The sequence below is a fragment of the Caulobacter sp. BP25 genome, assembly GCF_002737755.1.
GTDB lineage: Bacteria > Pseudomonadota > Alphaproteobacteria > Caulobacterales > Caulobacteraceae > Caulobacter.
The window spans coordinates 250,154-271,325 of record NZ_PEGH01000019.1 but is presented as its reverse complement, the minus strand read 5'-3'; the positions used below and the strand labels follow the sequence as shown (position 1 = coordinate 271,325).

The window sequence follows — 21,172 nt, the reverse complement described above, 5'->3', positions numbered from 1 at the left end:
TGCGCGCGCGCCGCGCCAGCGCCAGGAGCCCCGGTGGGGCTGATGGCCCTGGCTGTGCGCCACGGCGACGAGATCGTGGTCACGGCCTCGGGCGCGGACGCCGCGAACGCCGTGGCGGCCATCGTCGCGCTGATCGAGAGCGGCATGGGCGAGGGGGCTCGGGTCTTGGCGAAGGCTGCGCCAGCGCCGCCCCCCGGCCCCGATCGCGTCGCAGCCGCTGGCGCCGGCGGCGCTGCCGGCCGACGGGGTGCTGAAGGGCGTGCTGGCCGCGCCGGGGCTTTCGATCGGCAAGGCCGTTCGCCTGGCCTCGTCCGACATCGCCGTGCGCGAGCAGGGCGAGGGGCAGGCCTTTGAAGAGGCCGCGCTGGTGGCCGCCCTGGACAAGGTCCGCGCCAAGATCGAGGCCAATGCGTCCAAAGAAAACGCCCCTGGGGGCGACAAGGCCCGCAAGGCTATCCTGTCCGCCCACCTGGCCTTCCTGGACGACCCCGAGCTTCTCGCCCAGGCCAAGAGCCTGATCGCGGCGGGCAAGAGCGCCGGCTTTGGCTGGCGCGCGGCGGTGGGCGGTTATGTCGAGGCGCTGCGCGCGCTGGGCGATCGCCGGATGGCCGAGCGGGTCGATGACCTGATCGACCTGGAGCGCCAGGTGCTGCGCGCTCTCAATGGCGAAGACGATGACGCCGCGGTGCTGCCGCCCGGCTCGATCCTGTTGGCCGACGAGCTTTTGCCCTCGCAGCTGATGGGGGCTGACCCTGGCGTCATCGCCGGCTTCGCCACCGCGCGCGGCGGTCCGACCTCGCACGTGGCGATCCTGGCTGCGGCCATGGGCATCCCGGCCCTGGTGGCGCTGGGCGGCGCGGCGCTGTCGATCGCGGACGGAACCGCCCTGATCCTCGACGCTGATGGGGGAAGCCTTCGCGTGGCCCCGACGCCCCGGCTCTGGAGGCGGCCCAGACGCAGCTGGCTCAGCGCCAGGCCCGCAAGGCCGCCGCCCACGCCGCCGCCCACGCGCCAGCCGTGACGAAGGACGGAACCCGCATCGAGGTCTTCGCCAACACCGGCTCGGTCAAGGACGCCTTGGCGGCGATCGAGAACGGCGCGGAGGGCAGCGGACTTCTTCGCACCGAGTTCCTGTTCCTGGACCGCCAGACCCCGCCCGATGAGGACGAGCAGGCCCGCCAGTACCAGGCCATCGCCGACGCCCTGCAGGGGCGGCCGCTGATCGTGCGCACGCTGGACGTCGGCGGCGACAAGGCCGCGCCCTATCTGCCGATCCCGGCCGAGGAGAACCCGGCGCTGGGCCTGCGCGGCGTGCGCGTCAGCCTGTGGCGACCGCATCTCCTGAAGACCCAGCTGCGCGCCATCCTGCGGGTGGTTCCGCCCAAAGGCGCAAAAGGGGGTCAGTGCAAGATCATGGTCCCGATGATCGGCAGCCTCGACGAGCTGCGGGCCGTGCGGGCTGTGCTGGAAGAAGCCAAGCGCGAGCTTGGGATCACCGACCACGTCGAGCTGGGCGTGATGATCGAGACGCCGGCTGCGGCCGTGACTGCCGACCTGATCGCCGCCGAGGCCGACTTCCTGTCGATCGGCACCAATGACCTGACCCAGTACGTGCTGGCCATGGACCGGGGCAATCCCGAGCTGGCCGCCCGGATCGACGCCCTGCACCCGGCGGTGCTGCGGATGATAAGCCAGACCTGCCAGGGCGCGAAGGTCCACGGCCGCTGGGTCGGGGTCTGCGGAGGCCTGGCCTCTGACGTCGCCGCCACGCCGATCCTCTTGGGCCTTGGGGTCACGGAGCTGTCGACCACGGCCGCCATCGCCCCGGAGGTCAAGGCCCGCGTCCGCGATCTTGATCTGGCCGCTTGCCAAAAGCTCGCCGCCCAGGCCCTGGCCCAGACCTCGCCGCAGGCCGTGCGCGGCCTTGTCCAAGCCTTCGGAGCCTAAAGCATGAAGTCTCCGATGAAGTCTCCGCTCGAGATCCTCCAGCCGCTGGGCCGGGCCCTGATGCTGCCGATCGCGGTGCTGCCGGTGGCGGGCCTGCTCTTGCGCCTGGGCCAGCCAGACCTCCTCAACATCGGCTTCGTGGCCGCGGCCGGGGATGCGATCTTCTCCAACCTCGGTTTGCTGTTCGCCATCGGCGTGGCCGTGGGCCTGGCCCGCGAGAACAACGGCGCGGCGGGCCTGGCGGGCGTGGTCTGCTTCCTGATCGCCACCGAGGGCGCCAAAGCCCTGCTGCATGTCCCGGCCGAGGTGATGGCGGGCCTTGTCCAGGCCCACGCGGACCTGGCCTCGGCCGCCTATAAGGCCAAGGCGCTGGGAAAGCTCAGCGTGCCGATCGGCATCGTCTCGGGGATCATCGGCGGCCTCTTCTACAACCGCTTCTCGGGCTTCAAGCTGCCCGAGTATCTGGCCTTCTTCAGCGGCCGGCGGTTCGTGCCGATCGTCTCAGGGCTGGCGGGCCTGCTGATCGCCGTCCTCTTGGGCCTGGGCTATGACGTCCTCAACGGCGGGGTCGACGCGGCCAGCCGGGCCGTGGTCGGCTCAGGCGAGCTTGGCCTTGTGGTCTACGGGTTCCTGAACCGGGTCCTGATCGTCACCGGCCTGCACCACATCCTCAACAACATCGCCTGGTTCGTGGTCGGCGACTATCACGGCGCCACGGGAGACCTGCGCCGCTTCTTCGCCGGCGACCCGGCCGCCGGGGCGTTCATGAGCGGGTTCTTCCCGGTGATGATGTTTGGTCTGCCGGCCGCGTGCCTGGCCATGTACCACGCCGCCAAGCCCGAGAAGAAAAAGGCCGTGGGCGGCATGCTGGCCTCGCTGGCCCTGACCTCGTTCCTGACCGGGGTGACCGAGCCGATCGAGTTCTCGTTCATGTTCCTGGCCCCGGCGCTCTATGCGATCCACGCCATCCTGACGGGCGTCTCCATGGCGCTCCTGGACATGCTGCATGTGAAGCTGGGGTTCACGTTCTCGGCGGGCCTGTTCGACTATGTGCTGAACTTCGGCAAGGCTAGCCGGCCGCTGTGGCTGATCCCGATCGGCCTCGTTTACGCTGGCGTCTATTACGGTCTCTTCCGCTGGGCCATCGCGCGGTTCGACCTGAAGACCCCCGGCCGTGAGGACGAGGAGCTTCCGGCGGCGGCCACGGTCACGACCGGCGGCGGGCGCGGGGCTGACTTTGTTCAGGCTCTGGGCGGGGCGGCCAATCTCACCAGTGTCGACGCCTGCACCACGCGCCTGCGCCTGATCGTCGTCGACCAGGCCGTCGTCAGCGAGCCGGCCCTCAAGGCCCTGGGGTCACGCGGGATCGTCAAGCCCTCCGACAAGGCCCTGCAGGTGGTGCTGGGTCCGATCGCCGACGCCGTCGCCGGCGAGATCCGCGCGGCTCTGGGCGCGCCGGCGCCCCAGGTCCAAGCTCAGACCCAGGCCCAGCCGGCCCAGGCCGTCGCCGCCCCGACCGCGCTGGACGAGGCCCTAGACGAGGCCAAGGCTCAGGCCATCCTCGCCGCCCTCGGCGGCCCGGCCAATCTGCGCGAGGTCACCGCCTGCGCCAGCCGCCTGCGCCTGGTCCTCGATAACCCCGAAAAGCTCGACAAAACCGCCCTCGCCAAAGCCGGCGCTCGCGGCAGCGTCACCCTCGGCCACAACGTCATCCACATCATCCTCGGACCTCAGGCTGAGGCTATCGGGAGGGCTATGCGGGCAAGGCCCTAGTCGGCCGCACGCAGGGCGGGAGTGGCTTGAATCCCTCTCGACCTGCGGCTGCCAAGGATTGAACGCGACGGCCAGGTGGCCTTTTAAGAGGCATTATAATGGTATTGTCGATATCGGTTCGCTCCTGGTGGTAGAGCTTGATAAATAACTGAATAAAAAAGAAAAATGGAGGAAATGCTTAGATGAGTGACTTTTAGCCCAGGCTTTGTGGCGCCCAACGAACGGTCGTCATGCAAAAGCGAGTAAAATAAACATCTTAGGCTTTGCGGCATCTTGGCCGGCAGCTTTAGAGTCTATCCATGCGGGCCAAAAAAGGTACTTCAATGGTCTGCTTAACCATCAAGGCGCGCGGTCTTGCAGCCGTATCAGCGTCAGCAGTCACGGGGGATACAAGAATATGAACGATCCGAAATCGAAGAGCGCGGCCGCCAGCCGCAAGGCATTCATGCTCGCCCTGCTGGGCGGCGCCTGCTTCGCCGACATGGCCCTGGCCCAGACGGCGCCCGCGCCGGCGGCTGAGTCGGAAGCAGTCGACGAAGTCATCGTCACCGCCTTCCGCAAGAGCCTGGCCACCGCTCTGGAGGTGAAGCGCAAGGACGTCCGCGTCTCGGACGGTATCTCGTCGGAAGACATCGGCAAGTTCCCGTCTGAAAACATCGCCGAAGCCATCCAGCGCATCCCGGGCGTCCAGATCTCGAACATCAACGGTCGTGGTTCGACGATCAGCATCCGGGGCCTTGGCCCGCAGTACGCCCTGACCACCGTCAATGGTCAGGCCTTCAAGAGCTCGAACTTCACCGACGGCTTCCGCTACGACGTCATCCAGACGGAACTGGCTTCGGGCATTCAGGTCTACAAGTCGCCGATGGCGGACATGGACGCTGGCGGTCTGGCCGGCACCGTCAATATCGACACCGTTCATCCGTTCGACGTGAAGGGCCGCCAGATCATCGTGGCCGGCAAGCTGCAGCAGCAGGAGCTGATCGGCGGCGACCCGACCGGCAAGTACGGCCTGACCTATGTCGACCACTTCCTGGACGGCAAGCTGGGCGTCTTCCTCGGCGGCGGCTACCAAGAGCTGAAGGACCGCGGCGACTATCTGTGGATGGACCGCTGGACCGTCAGCAACAACGTCTACACCCCGGCCCGTCTGCGCTATCGCCGCATTGACCGGGAAACCAAGCGCTCGATGCTGAACGGCGCCTTGCAGTTCAAGCCGACCAGCGACCTGCAGATCGACCTGATCGGCACCTACGCCCAGGACAAGACCACTCAGGAAATCCACCAGCAGGTCTTCCTGTTCACGACGCCGTCGGCCTCGAACGTCGTGCCGCTGACCGTCACGAACGGCACCGCGACCAAGGTGCAGGTCAACAACTTCCGTCTTGAGAACAACCACCAGTATGAGAACCGTCCGCAGTCGACTGGCGCCCTGACGGCCAAGGTCCACTACACCGGTCTCGAGAACTGGGACTTCAAGGCGACTGGCCACTACTCGCGCGGCAGCGCCAAGCACAACGAAGAAGCCGCGATCCTGGGCATCAACATCTCCAGCGCCACGGTCGACATCAGCAATCCGAAGAACGTCGTGTTCACGACGGCGACGGCGCTGACCGACACGGCGCAATACAACCCGTCGACCCTGATCCGGAACACCTATCCGAACGGCGCCTACCGCACGATCGACTCGTATGAGGACGCCGCCCAATTCGACGCCAAGCGCTACCTCGACTGGGGCGTGCTGGAGTCGATCCAGGCCGGCGCCAAGATCCGCCACGAAGTGCTCAAGCGCTATGTGATCCGGAAGGACGGCCAGAACACCATCCCGGCCTCCTATTCGCCGACCATGGCCGCCACTGGCATCGCGGTCACCAACTTCCTGGACGGCGAAGCGACCTTGCCGGCCTCCTGGGTGTCGCCCAACCTCGACGCCTATCGCGCCGCGCTCAAGGCTCAGGGCGTGACCGTCTACGAGGCCTTCGATCCGCAAGGCAGCTACCGCGTCGAGCGGGACCTAACCTCGCTGTACGCGATGGCCAATCTGAAGGGCGAAGTGCTGTCCAAGACCTTCCGCGGTAACGTGGGCGTCCGCAGCGAAAGCACCGACCAGACGATCAAGGGCTATATCGGCGGCGCGTCCAATCCGCTGAACACCGAGGTTCGTCTGGTCGCCGGGACCTACACGGCCAAGAAGTCGTACGACAACATCCTGCCGTCGGCTAACCTCAGCGTCGACCTGACCGACAACCTGCTGCTGCGCTTCGCCGCCGCCAAGGTTCTGGTGCGCCCGATCATCGACTCCAGCAACCAGCTGGCCCGCACGATGACCAGCGCCACGGACACCAGCGGCGTGAGGGTGTTCACGATCTCGACCGGTCAGGGCGATCTCGACCCGATGACCGCCAACCAGTTCGACCTGACGCTGGAATGGTACTACGGCCAGGGTAACGGTCTGAGCGCCGGCTACTTCTCCAAGAAGGTCAAGAACGGCGTGTTCACCCAGCTGAGCTGCCCGAGCGCCTACGAGGGCGTCTCGCTGTCGCGGAACACCAGCGGCGTCTGCGTGGCCAGCAATGGCGACAACTACATGATCACCGAGAGCCTCAATGACTCGAAGGTCGTCGACATCCACGGCTACGAAGTGAACTGGCAACAGTCGCTCGACGCCTGGCTGCCGATCGACGGTTTCGGCCTGATCGCCAACTACACGCACGTCAGCCCGGCCACGTCGACGACGGGCTTCCGCCTGGCCAACCTGTCGGAGCACACCGCCAACGGCACGCTCTACTGGGAAAACCAGACGTTCAGCGCCCGTCTGTCGGCCAACTACCGCAGCGCCTATGACCAGACCTCGGTGGAGAGCTTCTTCGCCGGCCCGCTGGGCCACACAATCAAGTCGCGGACCCAGCTCGACCTGAACCTGGGCTACAATTTCAACGAGCGCCTGAGCTTCGCCTTCGCGGCGATGAACATCAACAACGCGCAGGAGGAGGCCTACCTCGGCAACTCCAGCCGTTGGCAGGAAACCTCGGTGACTGGGCCCAGCTACTACCTGTCGTTCCAGTACAAGATGTAACCCGTTCGGCGCGGTGCTCTCTTCCTCCCCTGAGCGCCGTGTCCTTCCTGGCCTTGTCCGTCGAACGGACGAGGCCGCCCCCCTGGCGCCCGCCGTTTTCCTTCTCCTAGGCGGCGGGCGTCCCTTTTTGTAGATCCTGATGCCGATGAAAGCCTCTCTGAACCGACGTCAGGCGTTGATCTCTGCGGCCGCCGCCGCCATCGCGGGTCCCGCCTTCGCCGCCCCACCCCCCAAGGGGGCCGCCGCCGCCCGTGAGAGCCTGCGCCGCCTGTTTGGCCCGCGCCTGACCGGCGTGAACCTGACCCTGTCGCCGGGCGCCGGGCGCTCCTGGTACTCGGTCGCCGGCAAGCCTGGCCAACTCACCATTTCTGGCGATACGCCCGTCGCGCTTGTGCGCGGCGCCTACGCCTATCTGAACCAGGCGGGCCTCGCCCACGTCAGCTGGGAGGGCGATCGGATCGCCCAAGGCGGCGCCTTGCCGGCCGCCTCCGGCGCGCGCGTCGAGACGCCGTTCCGCCATCGCGCCTATCTGAACACCTGCACCTACGGCTACACCACGCCCTGGTGGGGCTGGGACCGCTGGACCCGCGAAATCGACTGGATGGCGGCCCATGGCATTGACATGCCGCTGGCCATGGAAGGTCAGGAGTATGTCTGGCGCGCCCTGTGGCGCGAGTTCGGCCTTACCGAGGCCGAGCTGGCCGACTACTTCTCGGGTCCCGCCTTCACGCCCTGGCAGCGCATGGGCAACATCGAGGGCTACCGCGCCCCCATGCCGACGGCCTGGATCGACAAGAAGAAAGACCTTCAGGTTCAGATCCTGGGCCGTATGCGGTCGCTTGGGATGACCCCGATCCTGCCGGCGTTCGGGGGCTATGTGCCCAAGGCCTTCGCTCAGAAGAACCCCAAGGCCCGCATCTATCGCATGCGGCCTTGGGAAGGCTTCCACGAGACCTACTGGCTGGATCCGGCCGACCCGCTGTTCGCCAAGATCGCCGGTCGGTTCCTGGCGCTCTACACGCAGACCTATGGGACGGGGACCTATTATCTGGCGGACTCGTTCAACGAGATGCTGCCGCCGATTAACGCCGACGGGGCTGACGCCCGCGACGCCGCCTATGGCGACGGCACGGCCAACACCGCCGCGACCAAGACCAAGGTCGAGGTTGATCCGGCGTTGAAGGCCCAGCGTCTGGCCGCCTACGGTAAGGCGATCTACGACTCGATCCGCCAAGCGCGGCCTGACGCCGTCTGGGTGATGCAGGGCTGGCTGTTCGGCGCCGATAGCCACTTTTGGGACCCGGCGGCGATCTCGGCCTATCTGAGCCTGGTCCCCGACGACAAGCTGATGATCCTGGACATCGGCAACGACCGCTATCCCGCCGTGTGGAAGAACGCCAAGGCGTTCGGGGGCAAGCCGTGGATATATGGCTATGTCCACAACTATGGGGGCAGCAACCCAGTCTACGGCGATCTCGACTACTACCGACAGGACATCCCGGCCATCGCGGCCAATCCCGAGGCTGGCAAGCTGGCCGGGTTCGGCATGTTCCCCGAAGGCCTGCACAACAATTCGATCGTCTACGCGGCGACCTACGACCTGGCCTGGAACGCGGGGCAACCGTCGCTGCCGGCGTGGCTGTCGACCTACGCCCGCGCGCGCTACGGCAAGACCTCGCCGCAGCTGGACGCGACTTTGGGCCAACTGGTCGAGGCGGCCTTCTCGACCCGCTACTGGTCGCCGCGCTGGTGGAAAAGCAAGGCCGGCGCCTATCTCTTCTTCAAGCGTCCTACCGCGACGGTCGGCGATTTCCCGCAACATCCGGGCGACCGCGCCAAGCTGGAGGCGGCCGTCAAGGCGCTGACGGCGCTGGCTCCGGACTACGCGAACGAGCCGCTGTTCACTCTGGATCTGGTGGACGCCGCGCGTCACCTAGCGACGATGAAGATCGACGACCTGCTGCAGGCCGCCGTCGCGGCCTATCGCCGAGGCGATGTCGCCGCTGGCGATCAGGCGCGAGCCGAGATCGAGGCGCTGGCGTTGTCGATCGACAAGCTGCTGGGCGTCCAGCCCGAGACCCTGGCCACCTGGATCGACGAGGCTCGCGCGTATGGCGACACGCCCGCCGACGCGGCGGCTTACGTCGCCAACGCCAAAGCCCAGGTCACCGTCTGGGGCGGAGAGGGCAACCTCAATGACTACGCGTCCAAGGCCTGGCAGGGGCTGTACCGCGGTTTCTACCTGCCGCGCTGGTCGATGTTCCTCGACGCGCTGAAGGCGGCGGGGACGGGGACTTTCGATGAAGCCTCGGCCGTACGCGCCAGCATCGCCTGGGAGCGCGCCTGGGTGGACGCTGAAGTCGCCTATCGCCGCGACAAGCCCGCCGATCCGATCGGCGAGATAAAGACCCTGATCGCACGGATCGGTCAGGGCGGGGAGAAGGCCGCATGAGCAAGCCCGCCGCCCGTTTCCTGTCCCTGGACGTGTTCCGAGGGCTGACGGTCTGCCTGATGATCGTCGTCAATACGGCGGGTCCAGGCGCCAAGGCCTACACCCAGATGGTCCACGCGCCGTGGTTCGGGTTCACGGCGGCGGACGCGGTGTTCCCGTCATTCCTGTTCGCGGTCGGCTGCTCCATGGCCTTCGCCTTCTCGAAGCCGATCCCAGTCAACGACTTCACAGTGAAGGTTCTGCGCCGCGCCGCTTTGATCTTCCTGCTCGGCTTCCTGATGTACTGGTTCCCGTTCGTGAAGAAGGTCGACGGGCATTGGGCGCTGATCCCGTTCGCCGACACCCGGGTCATGGGCGTGCTGCAGCGGATCGCCCTGTGCTACCTGCTGGCCGCCTTCGCCGTGCGTTGGCTGTCGCCGCGCCTGATCGTGGCGTTGTCGGCGGTGCTGCTGCTGGGCTACTGGGCGATCCTGATGACATTCGGCGATCCCGCCGCGCCGCTCACCAAGCTGGGCAACGCAGGCACCCACCTCGATCTCTTCCTGATCGGCCAGAACCATCTCTATCGCAAGGACGGGGGCTTTGATCCCGAGGGTCTGCTGGGCACGCTGCCGTCGACGGTCAACGTGCTGGCCGGTTATCTCGCCGCGCGGTTCCTGAAGGAGAATCCAGGCTCGACGCCGGCCCTGACGCGAATGGCGGTTGCGGGTGTGGTCCTGATCCTCGCCGGTCTCGCCTGGAACCCCCTGTTCCCGATCGCCAAGAAGCTTTGGACCAGCAGCTTTGTCCTGCTGACTGTCGGCATCGACCTCGTTCTGTTGGCCGGTCTAACCAAGCTGCTGGAAGGCAGGGACTCAAACCCGGCCACCTATTTCTTCCAGGTCTTTGGTCTCAATCCGCTGGTGCTCTACCTATTCTCCGAGCTCTTCGTCGTCGTGCTGGGCATGATCGAGGTCGCGCCCGGGGTCGGGCTCTACAAATGGGTCGGCGTCAACATCTTCCAGGTCTTAGCGCCGGGCGCGTTCGGTTCTCTGCTATGCGCCGTGGCTTACATGCTGGTCTGCTGGCTGCTGGGCCATGTCATGGCCCGCCGTGGCGTTGTCGTGAAGCTCTAGGAGCCGTCATGCGCTTGTCCCTCCGCATCGTCGTCGCCGCCATCGCCCTCGCGTCGGCGACCTCGACGACCGCCGCTTGGGCCGACACGCTCGAGAAGGTGGTGATCCTCAGCCGCCATGGCGTCCGCTCGGCCATGTCCTCGCCGGAACGTCTTGAGGAAGCTTCGGCCAGGCCCTGGCCGCGTTTTGAGGTCCCCGCAGGCCATCTGACTGCGCGGGGCGAGACCCTGGTCGCGCGCATGGGCGACTACTACCGACAATACTATGTCGCGCAGGGCCTGCTGAAGCCGGGCGAGTGCTCGGCCGTCTATGCCTGGGCCAACGTCACCCAGCGCACCATCGCGACCGGCAAGGCCTATGCCGCCGCGCTGGCGCCCGGCTGCCCCGTCGCCGTGAACACGGTGGGCGAGGGCAATCACGACCCGATGTTCGAGCCGGTGAAGGCTGGGATCGTCAAGGCCGATCACGCCCTGGCCCGCGCGGCCGTGGCTGGCCGCGTCGGCGACGATCTGACCGCCTGGAGCGCCAGCCACCGTCAGGAGGCCGAACAGCTCGACGCTCTCTTGATGCAATGCGATAGAGGCCCATGCCCGCCGTCGCCCGGCAAGCGCCGCGTATTCGACGCTAAGCCCGGCTTTGTCGATGGCGAGGAGCTGGCCGGCGTCTCAGGGCCAGAAGCCTTCGCCTCCGGCGTCACCGAGAGCCTGCTGATGGCCTGGGCCGACGGCCGCGACTTCGCTGGCCTGGGTTGGAAGGGTCTGGACGAGGAGACGCTGACTCGCTCGTTCTTCCTGCATCAGGCCGAGTTTGATCTGCGTCTGCGTACGCCCTACGTGGCGCGGACATTGGCCGGTCACCTGGCCGATCGGATCCTGGCTACCGTCCAGAGCGGCGCCAAGCCGAACGCGGCCCCGATCGGTCCCGCCGAGGCCAAGCTGGTGGTCATCTCCGGTCACGACGGCACCCTGGCCTCGCTGGGCGGCCTGCTGCGGATGGAATGGACTCTGCCGGGCTACCAGCCTAACCAGATTCAGCCGGGCGGCGCCCTGGTGTTCGAGCGCTGGAAGCGCGATGACGGCGTGCGCGTGATTCGCGTGCGCTTCACGGGCCAGAGCCTGTCTCAGCTGCGAGACATGACCCCGCTGGACGCCAAGACCCCGCCGCTGTTGGCCCCGGTGTTCATCCAAGGCTGCGGCACGGCGACCCCGGCCTTTGACTGCCGGCTGGAAGATTTCGAAGCGGTCGTACGCCACGTGACGCGCGCGGACAGCTAGAAGCCGCTTCGGCGGCATAGGAACGTCGCCCAGGGAATGGGCGCGAAGGCGGCGTTTAACACGCCGCAAGTAGGGAGTTTGGTGATGAAGTGGATGCACGTCGCGGCGGTCTGCGCGCTGGCCCTGGCCTCTTCGGCCCTTCCGACAAGCGGCGCGCGGGCCGCCGGCGCCTCAAGCCGCGCCGCCGCCGAGTCCGCCCCAATCTTCGCGGATGCACCCGCGCGCGGGAGCTTCCAGCTGGTGGGCGCGGGCGTGGTCCCGACCATCGTGGTCGACCCGACCGACGCCGCCGTCGTACGCCATGCGGCCAGTGACCTCTCCGAGGACATCCAGACCGTCACGGGCCAGAGCGTAGCGGTCGCCGCCGCGCCCGCCGGCAAGACCGCGATTCTCGTCGGCACGCTGGGCCAGAGCAAGCTGATCGACCAGCTGGTCGCGGCCAAGCGCATCGACACCTCGCGCCTCAAGGGCGCTTGGGAAAGCTTCGTCATCGCCTCCGTTGATCGTCCGGCGCCCGGCGTCGAAAAGGCCCTGGTGGTGATCGGCAGCGACAGGCGCGGGACCGCCTTTGGCGTCTATGAGGTCGCCCAGGCCATGGGGGTCTCACCCTGGGCCTGGTGGGCGGACGTCACGCCAAAGCGTCGCGAGGCCTTGTACGTTCGAGCCGGCGTCTATCGCTTTGGACCGCCGTCGGTGCGCTATCGCGGGATCTTCGTCAATGACGAGGACTGGGGCCTTTATCCCTGGGCCGTGAAGACCTTTGATCCCGAGCGCGGCGACATTGGTCCCAAGACCTACCGCAAGATTTTCACCCTGCTGCTGCGCCTGAAGGCCAACACCCTGTGGCCGGCCATGCACCACACCACCGCGCCGTTCAACGCCGACCCCGCCAACGCCAAGCTGGCCGAGGAGTACGGTATCGTCATGGGCTCGTCCCATGCCGAGGCCATGCTGCGCAACAATGTCGGCGAGTGGAAGGACGACCCGGTCAAGTTCAACTACGCGACTAATCCGGAAGGCGTGAAGGCCTATTGGGAAGAGCGGGCCAAGACCAATGCGGGCTATGAAAGCTTGTGGACCGTCGGCATGCGCGGCATCCACGACACCGGCATGGTCGGTCCCAAGACCACCGAGGAAAAGGTCGCCTTGCTGGACAAGATCATCGCCGATCAGCGCGAGATCCTGGCCAAGAACGTGAATGCCGACGTCGCCAAGGTTCCGCAGATCTTCGTGCCCTATAAGGAGGTTCTGGGGATCTATCGCGCTGGCGTGAAGGTTCCCGACGATGTGACCATCGTCTGGCCGGACGATAACTTCGGCTACATCCGCCAGTTCGCCAGCCCCGAGGAGGCCGCGCGCAAAGGCGGGGCGGGGGTCTACTACCATCTCTCATACCTGGGCTATCCGCTGGCCTATCTGTGGCTCTCGACGACGCCGCCGGCCCTGGTCCAGGAGGAGATGATCCACGCCTGGGATAAGGGCGCGCGCAACGTCTGGATCGCCAATGTCGGCGACATCAAGCCCGCCGAGATTGGGACCAGCCACTTCCTGGAGATGGCCTGGGACATCGACCGCTGGCGCGACAAGAGCCAGAAGCAGTTCCTGCAGGACTGGACGGCGCGCAACCTGGGCCAGGACCTATCGGCCAAGACCGCCGATCTGCTGGACCGCTACTACCGCCTGAACTTCGAGCGGCGCCCAGAGCATCTGGAATGGCCGCCCAAGGCCGAGAGCCGTCATCTTTCGAGCTATACGCCCGAAGAGGTCAACGCCCGTCTGAAGGCTTTCCGCCTCCTGGTCGACGAGACCAAGGTGACTGGCCAGCAGGTCCCGCCGTCGCTTGCCGACGCCTGGTTCGAGCTGGTGGAGTTCCCAATCCGCATCTCGGCCGCGGCCAACATGCGGTTCTTCGCGGCCGAGCGGTACAACGCGGTGATCGACAACGATCAGGCCATGGCTCGTTCGGCCGGCGGCGCTGCGGTCGAGGCCCAGGCCGAGATCACCGCCCTGACCGATCGCTTCAACAACCAGATCGCCGGCGGTAAGTGGCGCTGGCTGATGCCCGAGGAGCCTGCCGACAGCCAGTGGCGCATCTACCGCGCTCGCTCGATTCCGTTGCCCGGCGCGGGCCTGACGGCCGATTCCGGCAAGTTCCTGAGCGTCGTCGACAACGTCGGTCCCACCGACGCCTTGACGACCGAGGCCGAGGCCTTCGCCGCCAACACTGGCTGGCGCCTGGTCGAGGGTGTCGGTCGAGGGCGCGGGGTCATGATCGCCGACGCCGCTGGCGCCTCGCTCTCGTTCAAGGTCAATGTTCCCGCTTCGGGCCTTAGCCTCCAGCTCGGCGTGCTGCCGATCTTCCCGGACGGGCAGGGCGGCGACATCGCTTTGGACGTCAGCATCGACGGAGGTCCGGTTCAGAAGGTGTCCTTGCCCCGCGCCGTGGGCTCGCCGGCCTGGGCGCAGGGCGTACTCGACAACCTGCTGAGGGCCTCGGTGGGCCCCGAGCTTTCGCCCGGTCCACACACCGTCCATGTGGTCGCCCGGATGGGCCGTGTGGCGCTAGACCAACTGCGCCTCGCCGCAGCTGAGGTCGTGCCCACGCACGAGAACCACTAAGACCTCATCAAAGCATCGGCGGCCGCCTCCTGGCGGTCGCCGCAAGCCCTTCACGGCCGCTGGACGCGCCGGGCAACGTCCGTGCGCGAAAACGCATGCCCGCGCCTAAGGCGCTGCAAAGTCTAGATTGTCTGGAGAAGTGGCGGGGACCCAAGTTTATCACTTGGGTCCCCATGGTGCCGCCGGGCAGGATTGAACTGCCGACCTCAGCCTTACCAAGGATGCGCTCTACCACTGAGCTACGGCGGCGACGAGGAGGGGGCGTATAGCGAGGAGAATCGCGAACGCCAAGCCCAAAATCGCCTTGACCGAACAACTTTGTCGCCGCACCCCGACGATATGCCGATCAGCGACGACAAGACGACCCGCGAGGCCAAGCTGGCCGAGGCGCTCCGGACCAACCTTCGCAAGCGAAAAGCCGCGTCTCGTGGGGTTTCCAGCGATTTCGACCCCGCGATCGAAGCCGCGCGCGCCGCTCCCCAGCCATATAACGCAGTTCGGAAGTTGCTGGGGATAAGTCACAGTGACGGGGCGCGAACCGAATTGCGTGTCGAACTTTCCGTTCCTTTCCCGAATCCGGACGGGGAGGGCTGGGCCGTCGCGGTGCGGCTGACGGGCGACGGCGGCCAGTTCGACACCGAAGTCGGCAAGGCCGCTTTTGGACGCGATGGGCTGGCCGCGACCCGCAAGGCGATCGACCTGGCGCAGGTGGCGCTGGACCTCGCCAGCACCACGCACGACCTGCGCTGGCCCGAGGACGAGCGGCCCTATGACCTCTCCGCGCCGATCTAGAGGGCCAAATTTAGCCGGGGAGCCCTTGCAACCCCTCTTGCAACGGATAGAACCCGCCCCTCACATGTGAGCCGCGCCGAGCCACCCCTGCTTGGACGCGTTCGAGGGACCTAATGGATCGCATCGCCATCACCGGCGGCGCGCAGCTGCACGGGACGATCCCGGTCAGCGGCGCCAAGAACTCCGCCATCAAGCTGATGGCGGCCAGCCTGCTCACGGACGAGCCGCTGCGCCTGACCAACATGCCGCGTCTGGCGGATACGCGCTTCCTGGGCAAGCTGCTGACGCGCCTGGGCGTCCAGGTCACCGAGAGCGATGGTCCCGCCGGTCAACAGACGGTCCTGCATGCGCCGGAGATCACCAGCGGCTTCGCGCCCTATGATCTGGTCCGCCAGATGCGCGCCTCGTTCAACGTCCTGGGCCCTCTGGTCGCGCGTTCGGGCCAGGCCAAGGTCAGCCTGCCGGGCGGCTGCACGATCGGCGCGCGTCCCGTCGACCTGCATCTGCAGGCGCTGGAAGCCCTGGGCGCCAAGATCGACCTGCACGAAGGTTACGTCTACGCCCAGGCCCCGCGCGGCCTGAAGGGCGCGGAGATCATCTTCCCGATCGTCTCGGTCGGCGCGACCGAACACGCCATGCTGGCCGCCGTCCTGGCCGACGGCGTCACGGTGATCCACAACGCCGCCTGCGAGCCGGAACTGGCCGATCTGCAGGACTGCCTGAACGCCATGGGCGCCAAGGTCGAGGGCGCGGGCACGCCCACCATCGCCATCACCGGCGTTGCTCGCCTGAAGGGCGCGACCCATGCGGTGATCCCCGACCGGATCGAGATGGGCACCTACGCCGTCGCCGCCGCCATGGCCGGTGGGGAAGTGCGCCTGACCAACGCCCGTCCGGGCCTGATCGACGCCCTGCTGGACAAGCTCAAGGAAGCCGGCGCGGGCGTCGAGCCCACCGCCGATGGCGTCATCATCCGTCGCAACGGACACCGCCTGGACGCGGTCGACGTCGAGACCGCGCCGTTCCCAGGCTTCGCCACCGACCTGCAGGCCCAGTTCATGGCCCTGATGACCACGGCCAAGGGTGAGAGCCGCATCCGCGAGACCATCTTCGAGAACCGCTTCATGCACGCGCCGGAGCTGATGCGTCTGGGCGCGGACATCTCGGTGTCGGGCGGCGAGGCGCGCGTGCGCGGCGTCGAACAGCTGGAAGGCGCTGAGGTCATGGCCACCGACCTGCGCGCCTCGGTCAGCCTGGTGATCGCCGGCCTGGTCGCGCGCGGGGAAACCACCGTCTCGCGCATTTACCACCTCGATCGTGGCTTCGAACGCCTCGAAGAGAAGCTGGGCGCCTGCGGGGCGCAGGTCCGTCGCATCAAGGGCGACGGCGAGGCGGAGCTCTAGCCGATGGCCGACACCGCCAAGCCGCTTCGTCTGCTGGCTCAGGACGCCGAGGACCTGGCCGTGCTGTCGGCCGCCCTGCAGGACGCCATCGCCAAGATCGGCGACATTCGCTGGGACGCGCAAGCGCGCACCCTGACGATCGCCTGCAACCGCTTTCGCTGGGAGGCTCCGGGCAAGCGCGCCAAGGCCGGCGAGAGGGTGCGCTCGGCGCTGCAGTTCGGCGATGTCACCGGCGTACAGGCCCGCAACCTGCGCCGCGACGCCAAGGGGGCCGTGGTCGAGCTGCTGTCGATCGCGTTCGAGGCCGCTGAGGAGGCGCCAGCGGGCGTCGTCACCCTGACCTTCGCCGGCGGCGGCGACATGCGCGTGGCGGTCGACTGCTTGGACGTCGCCCTAGCCGACGTCTCCGACCCGTGGAGCACGCCCCGCACGCCGGGGCACGCGGACTAAGGTTCAGCCTGAACGGAAATTCAGCGCCCTCGCGCCGGTATGATCGCCGGGCGAGCGGCGCGTCTCCGTCTGTCGAATAGATGACAAATCGCTGTCACCGACGCGAGGCCGCCTCCTAGGCTCGACCAGCGCGCGGATCTCCGGCCCAGGAGCGCGCCTCTGGCTTGTGGGTTTCAGGGACGAGCAGCATGAGCGCGCCCGACGGCGATCTCTGGAATCAGGATTTGGCGCCCACCAGCGCCGCCCAGCGGAACTGGCGCTGGTGGCACTTCGCGGCGCTATGGCTGGGCATGGTCATCGCCGTGCCGGCCTACATGCTGGCCGGCGGCCTCATCGACCAGGGGCTCTCCGCAGCCCAAGCCGTGGCCGCGATCATGCTGGGCAACCTGATCATCCTCGGACCGATGCTGCTGATCGGTCACGCCGGCGCGAAATATGGCGTGCCGTTCGCGGTTCTGGTGCGCTCGTCGTTCGGATGGCGCGGCGCCAGTTTGCCGGCGCTGGCTCGAGCCTTGGTCGCCTGCGGCTGGTACGGTATCCAGACCTGGATCGGCGGCGGGGCCCTTCTGACCCTGTTGGGCGTTATGGTCGGCAAGAACCTGACCGGTCCCATGACACCGCTGGGCATCGGCGCCGGCCAGCTGGCGGCTTTCGCGGCGTTCTGGCTGCTGCAGCTGCTCTTTGTCACCAAGGGTCTGGACGCCGTCCGCAAGCTGGAGACCTGGACCGCGCCGGTGAAGGTGGTCGTCTGCGGGCTGCTGGTCTGGTGGGCGTTGTCCAAGGCCGGGGGGCTGGGCTCCATGCTGCACGCGCCATCGGCTTATGACGCCGGCCATCCCAAAGCGGGCCGCTTCTGGACGGAGTTCCCGCCGATCGTCACGGCCATGGCGGGCTATTGGGGCACGCTGGCGCTGAACATCCCGGACTTCACCCGCTTCGCCCGCACCCAGCGTGATCAAATCCTGGGCCAGGCCGCCGGTCTGCCGGGGCCGATGACCCTGATGGCGCTGATGAGCGTGACCGTCACCTCGGCCACCGTGGTGATCTTCGGCAAGGCGATCTGGGACCCGGTGGCTCTGGCCGGCGACATCGGTGGTGTCGCCGTGATGATCGGGCTGCTGATCATCAGCCTCGACACCGTCTCCTGCAACATCGCCGCGAACTTGGTGGGGCCGGCCTACGACTTCGCTGCCGTGTGGCCCCAGAAGATCACCTATCGCATCGGCGGTTACATCACCGCCGGGATCGGCGCGCTGATCATGCCCTGGAAGCTGATGGAGAGCACCAACGGCTACATCTTCGTCTGGCTGACGGGCTACGGCGCGCTGCTGGGACCGATCGCCGGGATCATGATCGTCGACTACTGGCTAGTGCGCCGCGCGACCCTGGTCACCGACGACCTTTACCGGCGCGAGGGCGTCTATGGCTATCGGCGGGGCTGGAACCCGGCCGCCGTGATCGGTCTGGCCGCCGGCGTTCTGCCTAACCTTCCGGGCTTCCTGGCGACGGCCTTTCCGCACGTGTTCGGCCAGATCGGGGGGTTCTGGACGGGCCTTTACGCCTATGCCTGGTTCGTCGGTTTCATGCTGTCCGGGGGCGTCTACGGCGCGTTGATGCGGCGACGCTAGGCTGGCGCTGGCAGTCGCGGCGCCCAAAAGGCCGCGCTGCCCCCTTGCCACCTCGTCAAAAAACCGCATCTAGGCCCCATGCGCCGTTTCAATTCCTCCGATCCCGGCTTCGCCGCCGCCTTCAAGGCCTTTCTCGATGAACGTCGGGGCTCGCCGGCCGATGTCGACGCCGCCGTGCGCGACGTGCTGGAGGCGGTCAAGACGCATGGGATCGAGGCTGTCCTTGAGTTCAGCCGCAAGTTCGACAAGGTCGAGCTGACAGCCGAGACGGTCCGTGTCACGCCGGAAGAGATCGAGCAGGGCTGGGCCGACACGCCGGCCGACGTGCGCGAGGCCATCGCCTTCGCCGCCGCCCGCATCCGCGTCTATCACAGCCGCCAACGCCCGGCCGACCAGGCCTGGACCGACGAGGCGGGCGTAGAGCTCGGCTGGCGCTGGACGGCGCTGGAGGCCGTCGGCGTCTACGTCCCGGGCGGTCGCGCGGCCTATCCCTCGACCGTGTTGATGAACGCCGTGCCGGCCCAGGTGGCGGGCGTGGACCGCATCGCCATGGTCACCCCGCCCGGCAAGCTTCAACCTGCGGTGCTCGCAGCAGCCAAGGAAGCGGGTGTCACCGAGATCTGGCGCGTGGGCGGGGCCCAGGCCGTGGCGGCGCTCGCCTACGGTGCGGGCCCGATCCAGCCGGTCGACAAGATCGTCGGCCCCGGTAATGCCTATGTCACCGCCGCCAAGCGCCGTCTGTACGGCGTTGTCGGCATCGACGCCCTGGCGGGGCCGTCCGAGATCGTCGTGGTGGCTGACAACAAGAACAATCCCGACTGGATCGCCGCCGACCTGCTCAGCCAGGCCGAGCACGACCCGGCCGCCCAGTCGATCCTGATCACTGATGACGAGGCGTTCGCCGCTGCGGTGGAGCAAGCCGTCATCGAGCGCCTCAAGACTCTGGCCACTGGCGAGGACGCCGCCGCCTCCTGGCGCGACCACGGCGCGGTGATCATCGCGCCGCTGGACGAGAGCCCAGCCCTGGTCGACGCCATCGCCCCTGAGCACGTTGAGTTCGCGATGGACAATCCAGAGCGGCTGTCCGACCGGGTTCGTCACGCCGGCGCGATTTTCCTGGGCCGGGTCACGCCCGAGGCGATCGGCGACTATGTGGCTGGCTCGAACCATGTGCTGCCGACCAGCCGCGCGGCGCGCTTCCAGTCGGGCCTGTCGATCTACGACTTCATCAAGCGCACCTCGATCGTGAAGTGCGACGCCGCCTCGTTCGGCATCCTGGGGCCGCATACCGTGGCCCTAGCCAAGGCCGAAGGGCTTCCCGCCCACGCCCTTTCGGCGGAGATCCGTCTCTAGGAGAGGTTGCCTTCGGCCGGCTGACGCGCGAACTTCCCGCCCCAGATGAGCACGCCAGACGACCGCGCCAGCCAACGGATCCAGTCGATCGAGATCGACGAGCAGAGCCTCGCGGCCGTCTCGCGCGATCAGGAGCAGGAGCGCCAGGTCGCGATCTTCGATCTTCTGGACGGCAACTATTTCGAACCGGCCGAGGCTCATGGCGGGCCCTACGACATCAAGCTTTCGCTGATCGAGAACCGCCTGGCGTTCGACATCGTTGGGCCTGGGTACGCGCGGCGCCACCTCCTGTCGCTGTCGCCGTTCCGAGGGGTGATCAAGGACTACTTCCTGATCTGCGACAGCTATTACGCGGCGATCCGCAACTCGACGCCGCAGCAGATCGAGGCCTTGGACATGGGCCGGCGGGGGCTGCACAACGAGGGCTCGAACCTGCTTCGCGAGCGACTGGAGGGTAAGGTCAAGACCGACCTGGACACCGCTCGGCGGCTCTTCACGCTGATCTGCGCCCTGCACTGGCGGGGATAGCGCCAGTGCCGGACACGTTGCCTGACGCGGTGCTGTTCGCCTGCAACTACAACCGCGTGCGCTCGCCGATGGCCGAGGGGCTGTTCAAGCGATTCTACGGCAAACGCGCCTTCGTCGATTCCTGCGGGCTGAAGGGCGATCCGACCGGAGAAGGGGTCGACCCGTTCGTCGTCGTGGTGATGGACGAGCTGGGCCTGGATGTTTCCGACCACAAGCCCAAGACCTTCGCCGAGCTGGAGGACGGCAGCTTCGATGTCGTGGTCTCGCTGACACCCGAGGCGCAGCACCGGGCGGTGGAGCTGTCGCGCGATCGCGCGGTCGAGATCGAGTACTGGCCGACCCATGATCCTACCCTGGTCGACGGTCCGCGCGAGGCGCGATTGGAGGCCTATCGCGAGGTGCGCGACGCCCTCGCCGACGCGATCAAGCAACGTTTCGGCGCGCCATCGACGTTTGGGGGGTAATTGCGTTATAGAGGCGCCTCGCCGCGAGGACCCTCGTCTTCGCGGCAATCCGATTCGTCCCTTTGAGAGGCCTGATGGCTAAGGAAGAACTGCTCGAGTTTCCCGGTACGGTCAGCGAATTGCTGCCCAACGCCACGTTCCGCGTGAAGCTGGAAAACGATCACGAGATCATCGCCCACACCGCCGGCAAGATGCGCAAGAACCGCATCCGCGTGCTGGCTGGAGACAAGGTCCTGGTCGAGATGACCCCCTACGACCTGACCAAGGGCCGTATCACCTACCGCTTCAAGTAAGACGC

General features: G+C 67.1%; 14 protein-coding genes, 1 tRNA gene and 1 pseudogene. 15 read left to right on the top strand and 1 reads right to left on the bottom strand.

From position 1 onward, the window contains the following. The 7 genes and pseudogenes from ptsP to CSW59_RS18900 form a co-directional block, all read left to right on the top strand. Positions 1–1,947 (top strand): annotated as a pseudogene (gene ptsP, locus CSW59_RS18930) (phosphoenolpyruvate--protein phosphotransferase); the annotation flags it as partial. 15 nt (positions 1,948–1,962) lie between these two features. Continuing rightward, positions 1,963–3,720: an N-acetylglucosamine-specific PTS transporter subunit IIBC gene (gene nagE / locus CSW59_RS18925; RefSeq protein WP_099445536.1), complete on the top strand. Its 1,758-nt coding sequence runs from the start codon at positions 1,963–1,965 to the stop codon at positions 3,718–3,720. A 397-nt stretch (positions 3,721–4,117) separates the two neighbouring features. Further along, complete coding sequence (locus CSW59_RS18920) at positions 4,118–6,796, top strand: TonB-dependent receptor (protein WP_099445513.1); 2,679 nt, start codon at positions 4,118–4,120, stop codon at positions 6,794–6,796. Between the two features lie 139 nt (positions 6,797–6,935). Then, positions 6,936–9,248, top strand: a complete 2,313-nt coding sequence (locus CSW59_RS18915; RefSeq protein ID WP_099445512.1) for an alpha-N-acetylglucosaminidase — start codon at positions 6,936–6,938, stop codon at positions 9,246–9,248. After that, complete coding sequence (locus CSW59_RS18910; protein ID WP_099445511.1) at positions 9,245–10,363, top strand: acyltransferase family protein; 1,119 nt, start codon at positions 9,245–9,247, stop codon at positions 10,361–10,363. The genes CSW59_RS18915 and CSW59_RS18910 overlap by 4 nt, the downstream gene beginning before the upstream one ends. Positions 10,364–10,371: 8 nt before the next feature. Further along, entirely contained in the window at positions 10,372–11,637 is a 1,266-nt protein-coding gene (locus tag CSW59_RS18905; protein WP_099445510.1) for a histidine-type phosphatase, read from the top strand. Between the two features lie 93 nt (positions 11,638–11,730). After that, on the top strand, positions 11,731–14,256 hold the full coding sequence (locus tag CSW59_RS18900) for a glycosyl hydrolase 115 family protein (RefSeq protein ID WP_099445535.1): 2,526 nt from the start codon (positions 11,731–11,733) through the stop codon (positions 14,254–14,256). 174 nt (positions 14,257–14,430) lie between these two features. On the opposite strand, the gene CSW59_RS18895 is transcribed toward CSW59_RS18900, so the two are convergent. Then, a tRNA-Thr gene (locus CSW59_RS18895) sits at positions 14,431–14,505 on the bottom strand. A 90-nt stretch (positions 14,506–14,595) separates the two neighbouring features. Between CSW59_RS18895 and CSW59_RS21015 the strand changes: the two genes are divergently transcribed. From CSW59_RS21015 to infA, 8 genes are all read left to right on the top strand, one after another. After that, positions 14,596–15,048, top strand: a complete 453-nt coding sequence (locus CSW59_RS21015; RefSeq protein WP_201722853.1) for a hypothetical protein — start codon at positions 14,596–14,598, stop codon at positions 15,046–15,048. 113 nt (positions 15,049–15,161) lie between these two features. Then, positions 15,162–16,451, top strand: coding sequence for a UDP-N-acetylglucosamine 1-carboxyvinyltransferase (gene murA / locus CSW59_RS18885; protein ID WP_099445509.1), 1,290 nt, complete (start codon positions 15,162–15,164; stop codon positions 16,449–16,451). A gap of 3 nt (positions 16,452–16,454) precedes the next feature. Next, positions 16,455–16,901: a DUF2948 family protein gene (locus tag CSW59_RS18880; RefSeq protein ID WP_099445508.1), complete on the top strand. Its 447-nt coding sequence runs from the start codon at positions 16,455–16,457 to the stop codon at positions 16,899–16,901. Positions 16,902–17,089: 188 nt separating this feature from the next. After that, the gene (locus tag CSW59_RS18875) at positions 17,090–18,529 is read left to right on the top strand and encodes an NCS1 family nucleobase:cation symporter-1 (protein ID WP_099445507.1); all 1,440 of its coding nucleotides are present in this window, start codon (positions 17,090–17,092) and stop codon (positions 18,527–18,529) included. 78 nt (positions 18,530–18,607) lie between these two features. Beyond that, entirely contained in the window at positions 18,608–19,882 is a 1,275-nt protein-coding gene (gene hisD, locus CSW59_RS18870) for a histidinol dehydrogenase (RefSeq protein ID WP_099445506.1), read from the top strand. Between the two features lie 45 nt (positions 19,883–19,927). Further along, positions 19,928–20,410, top strand: coding sequence for a UPF0262 family protein (locus CSW59_RS18865; RefSeq protein WP_099445505.1), 483 nt, complete (start codon positions 19,928–19,930; stop codon positions 20,408–20,410). Positions 20,411–20,415: 5 nt separating this feature from the next. Next, positions 20,416–20,874 carry a low molecular weight phosphatase family protein gene (locus CSW59_RS18860; protein ID WP_099445504.1) on the top strand — a complete coding sequence of 153 codons (459 nt, stop codon included), beginning with the start codon at positions 20,416–20,418 and terminating at the stop codon, positions 20,872–20,874. A 74-nt stretch (positions 20,875–20,948) separates the two neighbouring features. Further along, entirely contained in the window at positions 20,949–21,167 is a 219-nt protein-coding gene (gene infA, locus CSW59_RS18855) for a translation initiation factor IF-1 (protein ID WP_004617696.1), read from the top strand. The last annotated feature ends 5 nt before the right edge of the window (positions 21,168–21,172 follow it).